The organism is Polaromonas sp. P3_A5, from assembly GCF_056403055.1.
Genome location: NZ_JBFUGF010000001.1, coordinates 399098 through 414265, shown reverse-complemented (window position 1 = coordinate 414265; position 15168 = coordinate 399098). Strand labels below are relative to the sequence as shown.

Below are 15168 nucleotides of genomic sequence, written 5' to 3'. Positions count from 1 at the left end.
AGATCTCTTAATCAAAATCAAAAGCTGTAGTTCAGGCTGATGCCAGCAGTAGCGTTGGCTGTGACGAAACCCTCGGGCTTCTCAAGCGGGCGACCGATAAAGACGTCGTAACTCATGGCCTTGTAGCTTCCGCGCAGACCCAGCACGACACCGGTCAGGCGCCGGCCGGCCAGGAACTCGGCCGACGGGCCGCTGACCTCGCCGTGGTCCAGCCCGGCATACAGTTCCTGTCCGCTGTTGCCCAATGCCACGCCCAGGTCGTTGCGCAGCAACCAGCCGCGTTCGGCCATCAAGCTGGATTCACCGTCAAAGCCGCGCACGGTGTAACGCCCACCTATGGCAAAGCGGTCTTGCGGGCTCAAGGGGCTGCGGTTGGCTTGAGCGCGGACGCCGGCGTTGTACCGGAGCTTTTGGCCTGCTGCTTTAAACGGCAAGCTCAGATTGACATCCAGCGTGACCAGTCTGAAGCGCGATGTACCTTCGCCAAACGCTTCTTCCGGCGCAGGTAGAGAATTGAAGGCGCCAGTGCCGCGCTTATAGGCGAGGGTGGTATCCAGCGTGGACTGGCCAATGAATTCGCGATGGTTCAGTGCGGCGTGCCAGCCGCCGACCCTGCGTCGCTGAACTTCAATTTCGGTGTCGTCGATGTAGTTGTTTGAACTGCGGTAGAAGGCGCCGAGGGACAGCGTGGTCTTGCGCGCCGCGTCCCGGTAGACCAGCCGCGAGAGTTTGAGCTCGGCGTTGCTGCTGGTGCCGCGGTAGATATAACTCTGGTTCAAGCCGGTAACAGATTGCCAATAGCGGTTCTTGCTGGCGGTGGCGCCAAGCAGCCAGTAGCCCATGGGTACCGAGTAATGCACCGTGCGCCCCCGGGTGCCGCGCTCGCCTTCCTCACCGCCGCCCTGGTCACCGTTGAACGACAGGTACAGCAGATCGTTCAGGCTCAAAGGATTGTCCCAGGACAGGGCCAGGCCGCCCTGGTAGCTGCCGGTGCTTTTGGCGCCGCTGTCGTCCGCCGACAGTGAAAGCCGCAGTGGAAAGGCCTGCTTGTAACTGACCACCAGATCGCTCTGACCCGGCAGTTCGGCCGGCTCGATCTGGATATCGGCCTCGGCGGTTGGAACGCGCTTGAGATTTTCCAGCGCCTGCTCGACATCGCGCAGGTTCAGAACAGCACCGGGCTCCGCCGGTGCGGTGCTGTTCGGCCGGGTGCCGGGTTTGGTCCCCTGGGCAAAACGTATGGCACGAATGCTGCCCGGAAGCACGGTCAGCGTGAGGCTGCCGCTTTTGAGGTCTTGCGGCTCGGCCAGGATGCGTGAGGTGACAAAGCCTCGGGCCGTCCAAGCGTTTTGCGCACGCTTGATGAGCAAAGCAATGCTTTGCTCGCCCAGACAGCGTCCCAAAGGTGAGTCGCTGGCATCGGCGCCGGAGGTGGCGGCAAGCAACCAGTCAAAGCGTTGCGCAGCGTCACCTTCGCCATGCAGGGTGATCGTGCGGATCTCAAAACATGGCGATTCTGAAACAGGCAGCCGGGCTTGCCCGGGTTCGGGCCCGGCGCGCAGGCGCACATCGGGCGCGGTTTCAAGCTGTTCCCGCAAGGCCTTCTCCCGCTCCTGCGCGCGGCGCTGCTCCTGAACGCCAATGCGCGGGTCGGGTTGGGCATGAATACCGGCGGTAAGCGCCCACAAGCCAACCGCGACAGCGAGTCGGTCCAGGGAAAACCCAGAACGGATGATTGGATGCAGCACCAGCGACGAAGTCGACCGGTCTGACGAAGCTGCGCTAAAAATGCTCCCACTCCCAAGTACTTGTTTTTAATAACTATTTTCACCCAACAGTGAGTGGCAACCCTGCATGGAGAGCGATCTTAGGGGCTCGGAAGTAAGAAAACTGTAACTTCTGCCGATTGTTACTTGTATCCTTTCACATCTTAAAAAACAAAATAAGAGTACTTATTAATATAAAGATCGGCTTTACGGGGGAGGTCGGCGGAAACGTGGCGCCAAGCGAGATTTTGGAAGCTCTGCCCAAACGTGTCGTCGAAGAGACACCTTAAGGGCGGCTTTACCCAAAAACGGTTTCTGAGGAAGCCGAATCGTCGAAAACAAGCGACGGACAATAGATGCCACTGTTGAATTGCACTGAAGTCTGACCCGAGTTTTCCATCGAATATGGACTCACACTCTTTGTGAGCAGAAGGTGCTCACGGTGTGGATAAGTTCCTGGTTTTCTCTGGCGTGGCGTGAGGCCAAACGTGTTGAGCCGCGCTGAAGCCTCAATTTGGGCGCCGACTCACCCCGTATAGCCCGCCATACGCGGCAACCACAGCACCATGCCCGGCCAGAAGGTCACCAGCGCCAATGCGCCGAGCATGACGAGCAGGTAGGGCCAGACCTCCGCCATCAGTTCGGAGAAGGAGACGTCGGCGATCTTCATCATCATGAACAGCAGCAGCCCATACGGTGGCGTTACCAGCCCGATCATGATGTTGAGCACGGCCATGACGCCGAAGTGCACCGGGTCAATGCCCAGTGCCACCGCGGTGGGCAGCAGCACCGGCAGGATGATCAGAATGATGGTCGAGCCTTCCAGAAAGGCCCCCAGCAACAGCAGGATGACATTGACAAGCAGCAGGAAGGTGAGAGGTGTCATTTCCATGCCTTTGAGCATGCCGCTCAGGTGGGTGGGGATGTTCTCCGAGGTGATGACGTAGTTGAACACCAGCGCGCCGGCGATCAGCATGCCGATGGAGATGCTCATCTTCGCGCTGGACAGCAGCGAATCGTAGATGTCAGGCCAGCCCATGCTGCGGTACAGGCCGGCGGAGATCAGCAGCGCGTAGGCGGCCGCGACACCCGCCGCCTCGGTCGGCGTGGTGATGCCGCTGTACAGGCAACCCAGCAGGATCACCGGCAGCATCAGCGCGGGAAAGGCCTCCTTGGTGATGCGCGGCATCTCGGACAGCGGCACCCTCTCTTCCACCGGGAAACCGCGCCGCTTGGCCTGGAACCAGATCAGCACCATTTGCACCACGCCCAGCAGCAGGCCGGGCAGCACGCCGCCGATGAACAGGTAACCGATGGAGGTGCCTGACACCAGCGCATACAGCACCATGGGGATGGATGGCGGCAGTATCGGCCCTATCACCGACGACACGGCGCTCAGCGCCGCGGCGAAGCCCGGCGTGTACTTGCCCTCGCGCGTCATCATCACCTGCATGACCTTGCCCGAGCCGGCGGCGTCCGCCAGGGCCGAACCCGACATGCTGGCGAAGACCACGCTCTGCAGCACGTTAACCTGCGCCAGGCCGCCCGGGAAGCGGCCGACGATGGCGTTACAAAAGCGCAGCAACCTGTCCATCACGCTGCCCGTACTCATGAACGTAGCAGCCAGGATGAACAGCGGAATAGCCAGCAGCAGGAAGCTGGAATAGGTGCCGTTGAGCAGTTGCTCGGCGGCGGCGCCCACGTCCATGCCTTTCATGTAGAGGTAGAGCACAGAGCCGGCAATCATGGCCAGGCCGATGGGCGCGCCGAGCAGGCTCAGGCCGACGATGGCGATGATCGCCAGCGAAAAGGGACTTGTGAGGTTCATAGGGCGGACGCTGAGGACGGCATGTCGCGAGTGGTTTTGTCGGGCCCGTGTATCAGCTGGCGCACCGCGCGGAGGATGACCGCCACGACGAAGACAATGTAGATGGAATAGGTGACGTCCATGCGGACGCCGAGGTAGGAACTCTTCTCGACCTTCATGAAGGTGACATAGCTCCACGCGCCGGGCAGCGACATGCCGAACAGCACGATGATGGCGATGGCCACGACACCGCCGACCACCCGGCGCGTGCGATAACTCCCGCGCGAGCTGATCATGTCGATGCGGATCTCCTCGTCGTCCTTCAGCACAAAGGCCGCGCCCCACAGCACCAGCCACAGCCAGCACACCAGCGACAGCTCGGCGGTCCAGCCCACCGGCCAATTGAACAGGTAGCGCATGACGATCTGCACCAGGAAGGCGACGAAGATCACGGCCAGCAGGCCGGCGGCCACCGCTTCGGCGAAGCGGTGCAGCGTTTTCAACACTCGGGTCAGCATGGGCCGCGGGTCACTTCATGGCGTTGATCTGCGCCAACATGCCGGCAGGCCAGGCCTTGGCTTCGTCGGACGCCAGGTAGACCTTCTGCGCATACTCGCGGAAGGCGGCGATGTTGGGAACGTAGACGTCGAGCCCGCCCTTGCGGAAGCTCTCCGCCAGCTCGGCCTCGCGCTTCTGGTGCTCGGCCGTGCTCCAGGCGATGGCCTTGTCGGCCGCGGCCTGGAAGGCGCGCTGCTTTGCCGGCGACATGCCGGCCCAGGTCTTGAGGTTGACGGTGAGCACGTCAAAGCCCACCAGGTGCGAGGTCAGCACCAGCTGGCCCAGCACTTCGTTGAACTTCATGTTCTGCACGTTGGGCAAGGGATTGTCCTGGCCGTCGATGGCGCCGGTTTGCAAGCCGGTGTAGGTCTCCGCGTAGGCCATGGGCGTGGGGTTGGCGCCGAGCGAGCGGCCCAGCAGTTGCCAGGCGTCGCCGGGAGGCATGCGCAGCTTCACACCGGCCAGGTCGGCGGGCGTGTTGATCTTCTTCTTGCCCTTCAGGCCGACGTGTCGCGTGCCGAAAAAGGTCGGGCCGAGGATTTTCACCTTCAGCTGGTCTTCCACCATCTTCTTCATCTGTGCACCCTGCTCGCTGGCGAAAAAGGTGTTGAGGTGGTTGGCGTCGCGGAACAGGTAGGCCGAGGTCAGGATGGACCAGGCCGGCACCTGCTTTGAGATGTCCTGCGGCGCGATGTTGCCCACCTCCAGGTTGTCGCGCTGCAGCGCGACCAGCTCGGTGCCCTGGCGGAAAAGCGTGGAGTTCAGGTGCATTTCGACCTTGAAGTCGGCGGCGACATCCTTGGCGAACTGGTTCATCATCTCGGCGCGAATGTCTTTGTCGGAGAACACGGCAGCGAAGCGAATGGTGGCGGGAGTCTGGGCCCAGGCCCGCAGTGCGGCGGTGGCGGCCAGGGTGGCGCCCGCGCCAAGCAGCGTACGCCGGGCTATCGGAAGTTGGATGGAATGGTTCATGGCTTGTCTCCTTTGATGTATTTGGATGAAATGAAAATTGCGTGGAAATTCCGGGTGGGGCAATCGGGCTCTACGTGGCTCTATGCAAAGGTCAGGCGCTGCGCGAGCGCCCGCAGCGCCAACTCGTAGCCGAACGGGCCAAAGCCGCAGATGACGCCCGTGGCCACCAGCGACACAAGCGAGTTCTGGTACAGCGCATCGCGCCGGTGGATGTTGGTGACATGCACTTCGGCAATCGGCTGGTCCAGCGTCTTGAGAGCGTCCAGCACCGGGATGGAACGGAACGACAGCCCGGCCGGGTTAATGACAAGGGCGGCGGCCTTCTCGCGGGCTTCCTGCACCCAGTCGACCATCATGCCCTCATGGTTGGTCTGGCGGAACTCGCACGTAAAACCCAGCTCGTCCGCGACACGGCGGCATAGTTGTTCTACCTGCGCCAGCGTCGTGGAGCCGTAGAGATGCGGCTCACGCACGCCTAGCAGGTTGAGGTTGGGCCCGTTCAGGACGTAAATCACTTTCGATTGCATGGGATTCCTCACGGAGACCTTTCATGGACGCGAACCGATTCTTGCCCCGTCGTGCCACAATCTTTCCAAACTGGAAACTTTTTTCATATGACGATATGAGCAATGCCCTGGACCGCGGCTTCACCGTGCTGGAGCACCTTGCGCACTACCCGCAAGGCTCGCCGCTGTCGCTGATCGCGACGGAGCTGAACCTACCGCTGAGCGCTTGCCACCGCGTGCTGGCGGACCTGCAGCGCCTGGGCTATGTGCGCCAGGCCCGCAAGCAGGGCGAGTACGTGCTCACGACCAAAGTGGTGTCGCTGGGATTGGGCTTCCTTAGCAGCGCCGGCATCGTCAACATCGCTGAGCCGCTGCTGGAACGGCTGGCGCAAACATCAGGCGAGCTGGTGCGCCTGTCCATCGTCGACGAAGACCGCCTCACCTTTGTGGCCAAGGCGCAGGGCCAGCGGCAGTCGGGCTTGCGCTACGACCCGGACATGGGCATGGACGTGCGCCTGTCATGCACCTCGTCCGGGCATGCGTGGCTGATGACGCTGAGCGATGAGCGCGCGCTGGAACTCGTCAGCAAACAGGGCTTCGGCACACCGGCGCAATACGGGCCCAAGGCGCCCACCACCATCAAGGCGCTGCTCGGCTTCCTGCACGCGGCGCGGGTACGCGGCTACGCGATGATCGACGAAGTGTTTGCACCGGGCATGTCGGCCATGGCCGTGCCGGTGTTCCACCGCAAGGCGGCCATCGGCGTCATCAGCATCGCGGGGCCGCGCACGCGCCTCACCGGCGAGCGCACGCATGAACTGGCGCCGGCGCTGCAAGCGGCGAGCGCGGAGCTGGGGCCTATCAGCAACGCATCGACTCTGTTCGGCAAGCCGCCGCTGGGCAAGGGCTGAGCAGGCGAACATGAGCGACTCAGCCTGATGCGAAAGATCCTGATTTCCATTCTCGCCGCGCCTTTCGCCGGCGCGGCTCTGTTCGCCTTCTGGATCAAGTGCGAACACAGGCCGGCGGAGGCCATCGCAGCGACCCACGCGTACATCGAAGGGGTGGACACTGACGCCGGCTGGAAAGCCCGCCTGCGCCGCTGCGTCAAACCGACCGGGTTTACACCGTTCCAGACCAACGGCAACCGCCTTCGCCGGCTGGCCGGCAACCAAGACCCTGACCCGGTGGAGGTCAGCGTGGATTTTTTTGATTGTTCGGTTCGCTTCTACCTGCGCAAGCAGAAGTCGGGCTCCTGGCTGGTCTACAAGGCCCAGAGCCATGCGGGCTAGGACTTCGTCCTTGCCTCGCTAGAGCTTCAGGGTCAGCCGCCTCCAGGCGCCTGCCTCTTCCAGTTGGTCCTGCACCAACGTTGCACCAGTAAAACCCAGCGTTCGCCGCTCAGCCGCCGGCATCAGCAGGATGAGACTGTCTTGCACAAGCGGCTGCGCGCCCTCACGGTGAACCGCGATGTGCAGGCCTTGCGCGGTGGATTCGACGCTCAAGCGCCTGGAGCAGGCCGTGATCGAAAACCTCAATGTGTTCGAGGTGTTGATGGAGGCGGTGCGCGTCTGTTCGTTGGGGCAGATCACCAATGCGCTGCTCGAGGTGGGTGGGCAGTACCGGAGGAATATGTAAATCGCCGGGGGCTGCTATTACCCAACTGATCAATAGCACTATTGACGAATCCTGCCAGCACTGGTGACGATGGATAACTCGACGAAGCTGGAGCCAGAGTGCTGTCCCGGTTTAAAGCTGATCAAGTAACCACCCAGGTCAAAATTACTCATGCCGTCCAAGGCTAGAACGGTCCCCTCGCGGCTGGGCCTGCTGCCTTGGCGGCGTATCGCTTCAGAAATGACGCGAGCGGCAATATAGCCCTCCATCATGGCGTAGCTCACAGGCACTTCCAGGTTGGGTGTCTTGGCAGCGGTCTCAGTAAATTCCTTGACTAGCTGACTGGAGACCTTGTACGGACTTGGCGTCACTTGGGCGATAGCCACACCTTGCATCTGCTCCGGAGACAGTCGTTTCGAGAGTTGCTCGATGTCGGCGCCCGAATGCGAAAGCAGTTGAGCCGCGCCACCTGCGATACGGTACTTCTCAATGAAGCCAGCCGCAGCAGACCCGCTGGAAACCATGATGATCGCTTGCGGCTGCATGTTCATGAAAGTGTCCACGGCGTCGGTGACGTTGACCGTGTTGGCGACGTAGGAGGCGCGTCCTTCGATCGTCGCTCTGACTTTCCTAGCTGACTCCTCGGCCGCGGCGATTACCGCAGTTGAGCCCGGCCCAGCCTCATGGAAAAGCCCCAGGCGCTTAATCCCGATGGTGGCCAAATGCTCAATGAGTTTGGAAATCTCGTCGCGCAGGCCTGCCCGCACGCTATACAGGTAGGGGGTGTCCGGCTGAATCTCCGAAGTACGGTAGCCCACCAGAGCGATCTTTTCTTTTGCCAAAATTCCCGCAGACACCAAGTCTGCAACATTCTTGCCGCCAAAGTAACCGGCCAGAACCAGTGGCTTATCTTCAGCAATCATCTGCTTGGTCAACGTGACCGTGTCGTCGGGCCTCCCGCCATCATCCTTGCGCAAGAGTGTGAGCTTATGACCGTTGATGCCACCGGCCTTGTTCATGACGTTGAAATGCAATTGCAAGCCGGCGGCGTAAGCGCGGCCCTGACCGGCCTCCGGCCCTGACATGGGGCCGACTTGGCCTACCATGATCTCTGCGGCGAGTACCGGACCGGCTCCCGTCACAAGGGCCCCCACGGCCAGTGCCATCAGGGCCTTGGCGAAAGCCGACGATAAACAACGGTTGTGCATGATGAGAGTTTCCTTTGTGCCGCGAATCTGACGGACTTGGATATCGATCAGTGGTCAACCTGCTGCAACACGGTCGCGGACTCTCCGTTGCCAGCGCCGCTTCGGCTGTGATCCGCGCGGGGGAACCGTCGGGTTCGGGCCCGCCTGAGCAAGCTGGATTCCATGGATCAAGGAAGGGGGCCCGACCCGCCTCCTCATGGACGGCCGAAACGCGCGCCATCATCAACCCGGGCTTCGAACTGCAGCAGAGCGAGCAGTTGGCGAACCTTGACGCCTTGCGGTCGAGCCAGGTTGTCGCGAAGCGGTGCCAAACGCTCTTCCGGAAGGATGCCCGTTGTGCATTGTTCGAATTTGATTTGCCGCTCCAACGACGAAAACGGATTCAGGAATGACCCTTTGGCGTGGTGAACCACACGCTCCAGGCGTCGTCCGTCCTTCAAGGTTACGACTGTGGTGTGGGGGAGCAGCTGCGTTGCGGTTTCTACGCGTGTCGAATCCAGGCGCATTTCGACGCGTGGCATGAGGCGCCGGGTCACGTCGTCTTGCACCGCTTGCGGCGTGAAGTCGGCCAACGTGACCGTGCCATAACGGAGCATCGTTGCCACCGCGTAGGGCATGGAAAACATGGCCTCGCGGGGATCCCTCGGCTCCGGGTATTTGAGATTCACCAGGTTGACGCGCCCGACCAATGTTTCGACACGCTCCACGTCCTCCATGCCGAATCGGTGTTCCGTGGCCAGGGCTTGCAACGCGTCCAGACAGCGGTGTGTGGACGCACAGTTGGGATACAGCTTGAATCCCAGGCCGTGGCTGTCGATCGCCAGCGGGCCATCGTTGACTGCAGTCATGGACCGCCAGTCGGCCGCCAAGCCCCCAGCATAGAGTGCGCCAAACCCATGCGGGCCTTCCAGGGCTTTATCGCTGCCGGTGACGCCTGAGGCCGCAAGCGATGCGGCCAGCACACCGCCTTGAGCCGCCAGTCCGGCATGCACGGGTTTCGTGTCGGTGCCGAACTGGACCTTGGGTCCAGCTGCCATGGAAACAGCCAGGCTGAGGGCGTGTGTCATACCGCCGACGCCCAGCCCAAGCAGTCTGGCGCAAGCGGCTGCGGCAGCAATTACACCAATGGTTTGAGTACCATGCCAGCCTTTTTCGGCATGGGACCGGTCCATCGCCATCCCGACGCGGGCCATCACCTCGCTTCCGACGATCAGTGCATCCAGCACCGCATCGAGCGTGGCATCAATCTCGTGCGCTTGCGCCAGGATGGCTGGGATCACAGCGCAGCCAAAATGGCCACCGGCGACGAAAAACATCTCATCCAACTCCCGCGCATGGGCGGCCGTGCCGTTGGCCAATGCACTGAAGGCGGCACAAGTCCCGGTGTTGCTACCCACCACCGGGACCGGTCCCGCGACACGCAATCCCGCACGTACCGAGGCGCAAACCGGATCCCCAGCACCCGCCACCATGGCGACGATGGTGTCCTCCAGGGAGTGCTCCGCCGTGCGCAGGGTGGATTCACCCCATTGACTGGGGACCGTGGCAGCCCAGTGCGCGAGAACCTGGGTAGCGGGGACGGGGGAACTGAACATGCTTGTCCTTGGGGTCTGTTTTTGGTATGTGGTTGCGCCTGTCAGCGCATCCTTGTGTGAAGCGAATAGCCGAAACGCAACAGCAGGCCTACGCGAAAGGCCAGGCACATTCAGTCAAGCTTTACTCCGGCGTTGCGGATCACGTCACCCCATTTTTTCGCCTCGCTGTCAATATGTGTCTTGAAAAACTCGGGCGTTCCCCCAAGCGCGACCTGCCCCACTTGTGCGAATTCGGCTTTGGTCGCAGGTGCCTGCAGCCAGTTGTTGATCTCACGGTTCAGGCGCAGGATCACCGACCGAGGCGTGCCCGTCGGTGCCACAATGCCGCCCCAGGCCACCACCTCGAAGCCTGCAATGCCCGCCTCTTCCATGGTCGGCACGTTGGGCAGCAGCGCCGAGCGACGTTTACTGGTAACCGCGAGCGGACGCACCTTGCCCGACTGGATCGCGCCCACCATGGACGGCAGGTTGTCAAACATGAAGTCGATCTGCCCGCCGATCAGGTCGGTCTGCGCCTGCGGAGCCCCGCGGTAGGGAATGTGGCTGAAGCTGATGCCGGCTTTTTCCTTGAGGATTTCGCCGCTGAGGTGACTGGTGGTGCCGTTGCCGCCGGAACCCATGGTCAGATTGCCCGGGTGGCTCTTGGCATAGATGACCAATTCGCGAACCGAGGCGATGGGCAGGCCATGGCGGACCACCAGCACATTGGGCACCTGCGAGAGCACGGCCACCGGCGCCAGGTCTTTATCGGGGTTGTAGGGCATCTTGGAAATCAGGCTGCGGTTGATGGCCATGGTCACGATATTGCCGAAGCCCAGCGTATAGCCGTCGGGTTTGGCGGTGGCCACCGCCTGCATGGCAATGGTGCCTGCCGCGCCGGGGCGGTTCTCGACGATCACCGCTTGTTTGAGCTTGTCCTGAAGGTAGTAGGCCAGTTTTCGGCTGGTCTGGTCGGGCGTGCCGCCGGCGGCCGAGGGCACGATCAGTTTGATAGGCTGGGTGGCGGACCAATCCGCCGCCAGGGCGGTGCCAGCCAGCGTGGCCGCCGCCAGCAGCAGTACAAGGCGCGCTTGAAATTTCGACATCTGTGACTCCAACTTCTGTTCTTGAGGGGCCGCCCACTGCGGCGCCCTGAATATCTGACATGCGCGCCGGCCTGTCCAACGGAATAAACGCATACCCTCCTGCATTTATTTCATGCCCGCATAGCCTTTTTCATTGCGGGCGAACGGATGCCATGCCAATAATGGCCGTAACCGCCATGAAATATCCGACGCAGCGCCACCTGCCCTCCATCGTCAACCTCAACACCTTCGAGGTGATTGCACGGCGCCTGAGCATCACTGCCGCAGCCGATGAACTGGGTCTGACGCAAAGCGCGGTGAGCCGCCAGCTGTCGGACCTGGAGGGCTTTGTCGGCGTTGCACTGTGCCGGCGCACAACTAGCGGGATGGAGCTGACGGTTGACGGTGCCAGCTACCTGCGACGGGTGCGCACCCTGCTGGACGAGTTGGAGTCAGCGACCATCGCCGCGTCCATGGGCTCCATGCCAGGCAAGATACTGCGGCTGTCTGTGCCCACCACCTTTGGCACGCTGTGGGCCATGCCTCGGCTGTGCGCCTTCGCCATCGCGCACCGGCAAATCCAGCTGGACGTGGCCACGCATACCGGGCCCATCAGCATGCGCGACTCGGGGCTGGACGCGGCTATCGTCTACTGCGAAGGGCCGGAGCCCGGCTGCGTGGCCGACCTGCTACACCCCCTGCACTCCTTTCCTCTTGCGGCGCCCACGCTGAGCCGGCTGGCGGCGCCGCTGACGGGCACGCAAATGGCAGCGCTGCCCTTGCTGCACCAGAGCATGGTGCCCAACTCATGGCCGGCCTACCTGCGGCAGCTGGGCGCGTCTGTAGAAGTCCCGATGCCGGGCGCCCACTACGGTCTGCTGTCGCTTGCATTGACGGCAGCGGAGGCCGGACTGGGCATCGCACTGGCGCCGGACTATGTGAGCGCATCGGCGCTGCAGACCGGGCGCCTGGTCAAGCTGAATGACAAGCCCTTTATTTCGCCGCGCAGTTACTTTCTGGTGACGACGAACGAGCGCGCCAAGGCGCCCGTAATCCAATCACTGCGCCAGTGGTTGACGAGCCAGTCGCCGCCTGCCCCTTGAGGCTCCGGCGGTGGCCAGCTGAATGAGGCAGAGGCGGCGTGGTCCAGGAGACTGATCAACGCGCGAAGTTGCCGCTCCAGGCCAATCACACCAGAGACGCCGGAGAGTGCAATGGGCCAAGTCACAACTTCCGTCGAAGTCCACCTCAATGGTGAGGACCCCAGGGGCCTTCCCAAAGCGGCATCGCCGGGTTCGTACCCAGCGTGCGTTTTGCCGCGGCCCTGGTTTTGGCCGCGTTGACCGGTTTGACACTGTGGTCCGGCACACTCAGGGTTTGCGTTTGGCTGGCTGGGCTGACCGGGCGGCCGGCGGCAACGTCTGAGGCGTGTAGGCCGGTTGTGGTGAAAGCGGCCGCCAGGCCGACAGATGCAAGGGGTCGCAAGATCAGGACCAACATTTGAAGCCTCCCGTAGTGAATTGTCGTCACTGCAGTGACAGCATGCAAAGGACGTGCCAGAACTCCAGCCATCGTGTTGCACCGTCACGGCTTACCGCCAAGGCTGGTGATCCGCTGCCCGGGATCGCAGCGGCCCAGGACACATTTCCCTCATATAGGGTCAAAGCTTCAGCGTCAGCCGCCTCCAGGCGCCTTCGAGCTGATCCTGCACCAGCGCCCCGCCGTCAAAGCTAAGCGGGCGTTGCTCTGTTGCCGGCAACAGCAAGACCAGGTTGTCTTGCACAGGCGGCTGTGCGCCCTCACGGAACACCGCGATGTGCAGGCCTTGCGCGGTGCAATCAACGCGCAGGCGCCACTGCCCATAAGCGCCGCTGCGCCAGGCCTGGCTATGGCCGTCGTCTTCAAAACAGCTGGCTTCGAAACTGCCATCCCCCTTGAAGGGAAATACCTGGAAGCCGCGCAGGTCTTGGACCTTTGCGAAATGGATCTCTCCGAGGTTCAGCGGTACGGCACAGCCTTCGCGTGCCAGCAATGGGGGCGGGCCATCCAGCGGCGCATCCAGCGTGATCCACTGGCCGGCTTTCACGTACCGCGCGGTGTGCGCCTCGTACCAACCGCCGGTGCCGGGCAGCCACACGCGGCGCTCGGTCTGGCCGGGCTCGACCACCGAGGCCACCAGCAAATGGGCGCCCAGCAGCATGTCGTCGTTTTCTTCCAGGCAGTGCCTGTCTTCCGGGAAGTCGTGGTACGTCGGCCGGATGATGGGTTCGTAGGCGCTGTGGTAACGCCATACCAGGTCGTACAGGTAAGGCATGAGCCGGTAGCGCAGGCGGATCAGCTCGCGCACCTGGGGCGTCACCTCGGGGTACATCCAGGGTTCATTGACGGTTTTGTCGTCGTTCCACGAATGGATGCTGAAGCGCGGCAGGAAGATGCCGTGCTGCACCCAGCGCAGCAGCAACTCGGGCCCCGGCGCAGGACCGGAAAAACCGCCTATGTCGTGCCCGGTGTTGGACACGCCCGACATCGCCAGGCCCAGGCCCATGCGGATGTTGTAGCGCAGCGTTTCCCAGGCCGTGTAGTTGTCGCCCGACCAGGTCTGCACATAGCGCTGCATGCCCGCGGCGCCTGAGCGCGACACCAGGTAGGGCCGCTCCGCGGGCGCGAACTCGGTCTGCGCGGCATGCGACGCCTGCATCATCAGCAAGGTCTGCAGCGGGCGCACCTCGCGCGCGGGACGGGGCGCGCCGAAGCCGTGGGCCAGCGCCTTGTCGCTCCAGATCTCGTATTCGTTGTTGTCATTCCAGGTGGCGGGGATGCCGTATTCGAGCAGCTGCTCAGTCACCTGCCTCTTCCACCAAGCGATGGTCTTGGGGTTGGTGAAGTCGAGGTACGCACCGGTGCCGTCCCAGAACTGTATGGCCGTGGGTTGGCCGTCCGGGTCTTGCACCAGCAAGCCGGCCTGCCTGACCTCTTCGAAGCGCGGGTGGTTGCTGAGCAGCGCAGGCTTGATGTTGGGCACCAGGCGTACGCCGCATTCCAGGTAACTCTGCACAAACGCTGCGGGGTCGGGAAACTTCTCGCGGTTCCAGTTGAAGACGTAACGGCCCGGGCCAATGGAGGTGTAGCCCGACGACAGGTGGAACGAGTCGCAGGGAATGTCGTGCTCTTCACAGCGTTCGAGGAACTCGCCCATGCGCTCTTGCGCATTCGGTGCGTCTGTGTAGCTCATGGTCGAGCCGGAATAGCCCAGCGCGTAGCGCGGCGGGAAGATGGGCCGGCCGGTGAGCCAGGTGTAGCGGCGCGTGATGGCGGCCGGGTCGGCGCCGGCGATGTAATACAGGTCGAGGTCGCCGTGATCGGCTACGAAGTAACGGTAGTGGCCGTGGTAGTTGTCCATCTCGCGGCCCATGTCGAAACTGCAATCGGACAAGGTGTCGTAGAACAAACCGAAACACAGGCCGGCGTCTTTTTCACCACCTTTGCGCGTGATGTAGAACGGGATGTGTTTGTACAGCGGGTCGGTGCTGCGTGCGCTGTAGCCCATGGGGTCGAGGTTGCACATGCGGTAGCGCTGGCCGGCACGGTTGGCGTCGCCGGCGCGCTCGCCCAGGCCGAAGTAGGCTTCGCCGCGTTCGCGCTGCAGGTAGTGGTAGACCTTTTCGTCCCACCATCCAAAGTTGTAGCTCTGCGTGGTGCGGTCGGAGGCTGTGGCCTGCCAGCGGCCCTGTTGCCGGCTTTCCCAGCGGCAAAAGAAGCCTTCGAGCGCGATGGTCAGGCGCACGGCGCCTGTGGTGATCTGTAGTTGCGAGCCCTCTTCCTTGAGTTCGAATGCGGGCAGCGAAAAGCCGCTCACGTCGAAGCGGTCGCGGCCTTCAACGGGCAAGTTTTCAAGTCCAGGCGCCACGGTCCAGCTGCGCGGCATCTGCAGCCGTCCTTGCGGCAGCACCAGCACACGAACGATGTCTTCTTCGAGCACCCAGATGTGGGCCGTGGCACCACTGGTGCTGTTCAGGACGAGGTGGTTGCCGCTGCGCGATTGCAGGGCGAAAGTGGGAGCTTGGTCAAGGCGCAT

14 protein-coding genes are annotated in these 15168 nt (G+C 62.6%); 4 read left to right on the top strand and 10 right to left on the bottom strand.

Annotation, left to right across the window (positions count from 1 at the left end):
- Window positions 1-17: 17 nt before the first annotated feature.
- The 5 genes from AC1DU8_RS02055 to AC1DU8_RS02035 form a co-directional block, all read right to left on the bottom strand.
- Window positions 18-1688, bottom strand: a complete 1671-nt coding sequence (locus AC1DU8_RS02055; protein WP_477689575.1) for a ShlB/FhaC/HecB family hemolysin secretion/activation protein — start codon at window positions 1686-1688, stop codon at window positions 18-20.
- A 604-nt stretch (window positions 1689-2292) separates the two neighbouring features.
- The gene (locus AC1DU8_RS02050; protein ID WP_477666516.1) at window positions 2293-3594 is read right to left on the bottom strand and encodes a TRAP transporter large permease; all 1302 of its coding nucleotides are present in this window, start codon (window positions 3592-3594) and stop codon (window positions 2293-2295) included.
- Complete coding sequence (locus AC1DU8_RS02045; RefSeq protein ID WP_477666515.1) at window positions 3591-4091, bottom strand: TRAP transporter small permease; 501 nt, start codon at window positions 4089-4091, stop codon at window positions 3591-3593. The genes AC1DU8_RS02050 and AC1DU8_RS02045 overlap by 4 nt, the downstream gene beginning before the upstream one ends.
- A 10-nt stretch (window positions 4092-4101) precedes the next feature.
- Entirely contained in the window at window positions 4102-5103 is a 1002-nt protein-coding gene (dctP, locus tag AC1DU8_RS02040) for a TRAP transporter substrate-binding protein DctP (RefSeq protein WP_477666514.1), read from the bottom strand.
- 80 nt (window positions 5104-5183) lie between these two features.
- A complete protein-coding gene (locus AC1DU8_RS02035; RefSeq protein WP_477666513.1) occupies window positions 5184-5630 on the bottom strand; it encodes a type II 3-dehydroquinate dehydratase in 447 nt (148 codons plus the stop codon).
- 95 nt (window positions 5631-5725) lie between these two features.
- Here AC1DU8_RS02035 and AC1DU8_RS02030 point away from each other — a divergent pair, with 95 nt between their 5' ends.
- Window positions 5726-6520, top strand: coding sequence for an IclR family transcriptional regulator (locus AC1DU8_RS02030; RefSeq protein ID WP_477666512.1), 795 nt, complete (start codon window positions 5726-5728; stop codon window positions 6518-6520).
- Between the two features lie 27 nt (window positions 6521-6547).
- Complete coding sequence (locus AC1DU8_RS02025; protein ID WP_457281286.1) at window positions 6548-6901, top strand: hypothetical protein; 354 nt, start codon at window positions 6548-6550, stop codon at window positions 6899-6901.
- Window positions 6902-6919: 18 nt separating this feature from the next.
- Here the strand turns inward: AC1DU8_RS02025 and AC1DU8_RS02020 are convergent, their stop codons facing one another.
- Window positions 6920-7114 (bottom strand): hypothetical protein, encoded by a 195-nt coding sequence (locus AC1DU8_RS02020; protein ID WP_477689574.1) that lies wholly within the window; start codon window positions 7112-7114, stop codon window positions 6920-6922.
- On the opposite strand from AC1DU8_RS02020, the gene AC1DU8_RS02015 reads away from it, so the two are divergent.
- Window positions 7098-7247: a hypothetical protein gene (locus tag AC1DU8_RS02015; RefSeq protein ID WP_457281664.1), complete on the top strand. Its 150-nt coding sequence runs from the start codon at window positions 7098-7100 to the stop codon at window positions 7245-7247. The two genes, AC1DU8_RS02020 and AC1DU8_RS02015, sit on opposite strands and share 17 nt — an antisense overlap.
- Before the next feature lie 38 nt (window positions 7248-7285).
- Here the strand turns inward: AC1DU8_RS02015 and AC1DU8_RS02010 are convergent, their stop codons facing one another.
- The 3 genes from AC1DU8_RS02010 to AC1DU8_RS02000 all read right to left on the bottom strand — a co-directional run bounded on the left by AC1DU8_RS02010 (window position 7286) and on the right by AC1DU8_RS02000 (window position 11114).
- Window positions 7286-8434 (bottom strand): ABC transporter substrate-binding protein, encoded by a 1149-nt coding sequence (locus tag AC1DU8_RS02010; protein ID WP_477689573.1) that lies wholly within the window; start codon window positions 8432-8434, stop codon window positions 7286-7288.
- Window positions 8435-8628: 194 nt separating this feature from the next.
- The gene (locus tag AC1DU8_RS02005; RefSeq protein WP_477689572.1) at window positions 8629-10029 is read right to left on the bottom strand and encodes an MmgE/PrpD family protein; all 1401 of its coding nucleotides are present in this window, start codon (window positions 10027-10029) and stop codon (window positions 8629-8631) included.
- Between the two features lie 110 nt (window positions 10030-10139).
- A complete protein-coding gene (locus AC1DU8_RS02000; protein WP_477726383.1) occupies window positions 10140-11114 on the bottom strand; it encodes a Bug family tripartite tricarboxylate transporter substrate binding protein in 975 nt (324 codons plus the stop codon).
- A gap of 176 nt (window positions 11115-11290) precedes the next feature.
- Between AC1DU8_RS02000 and AC1DU8_RS01995 the strand changes: the two genes are divergently transcribed.
- Window positions 11291-12196 (top strand): LysR substrate-binding domain-containing protein, encoded by a 906-nt coding sequence (locus tag AC1DU8_RS01995; protein WP_457281291.1) that lies wholly within the window; start codon window positions 11291-11293, stop codon window positions 12194-12196.
- A gap of 557 nt (window positions 12197-12753) precedes the next feature.
- On the opposite strand, the gene AC1DU8_RS01990 is transcribed toward AC1DU8_RS01995, so the two are convergent.
- Window positions 12754-15168, bottom strand: a complete 2415-nt coding sequence (locus tag AC1DU8_RS01990) for a glycoside hydrolase family 31 protein (RefSeq protein WP_477689570.1) — start codon at window positions 15166-15168, stop codon at window positions 12754-12756.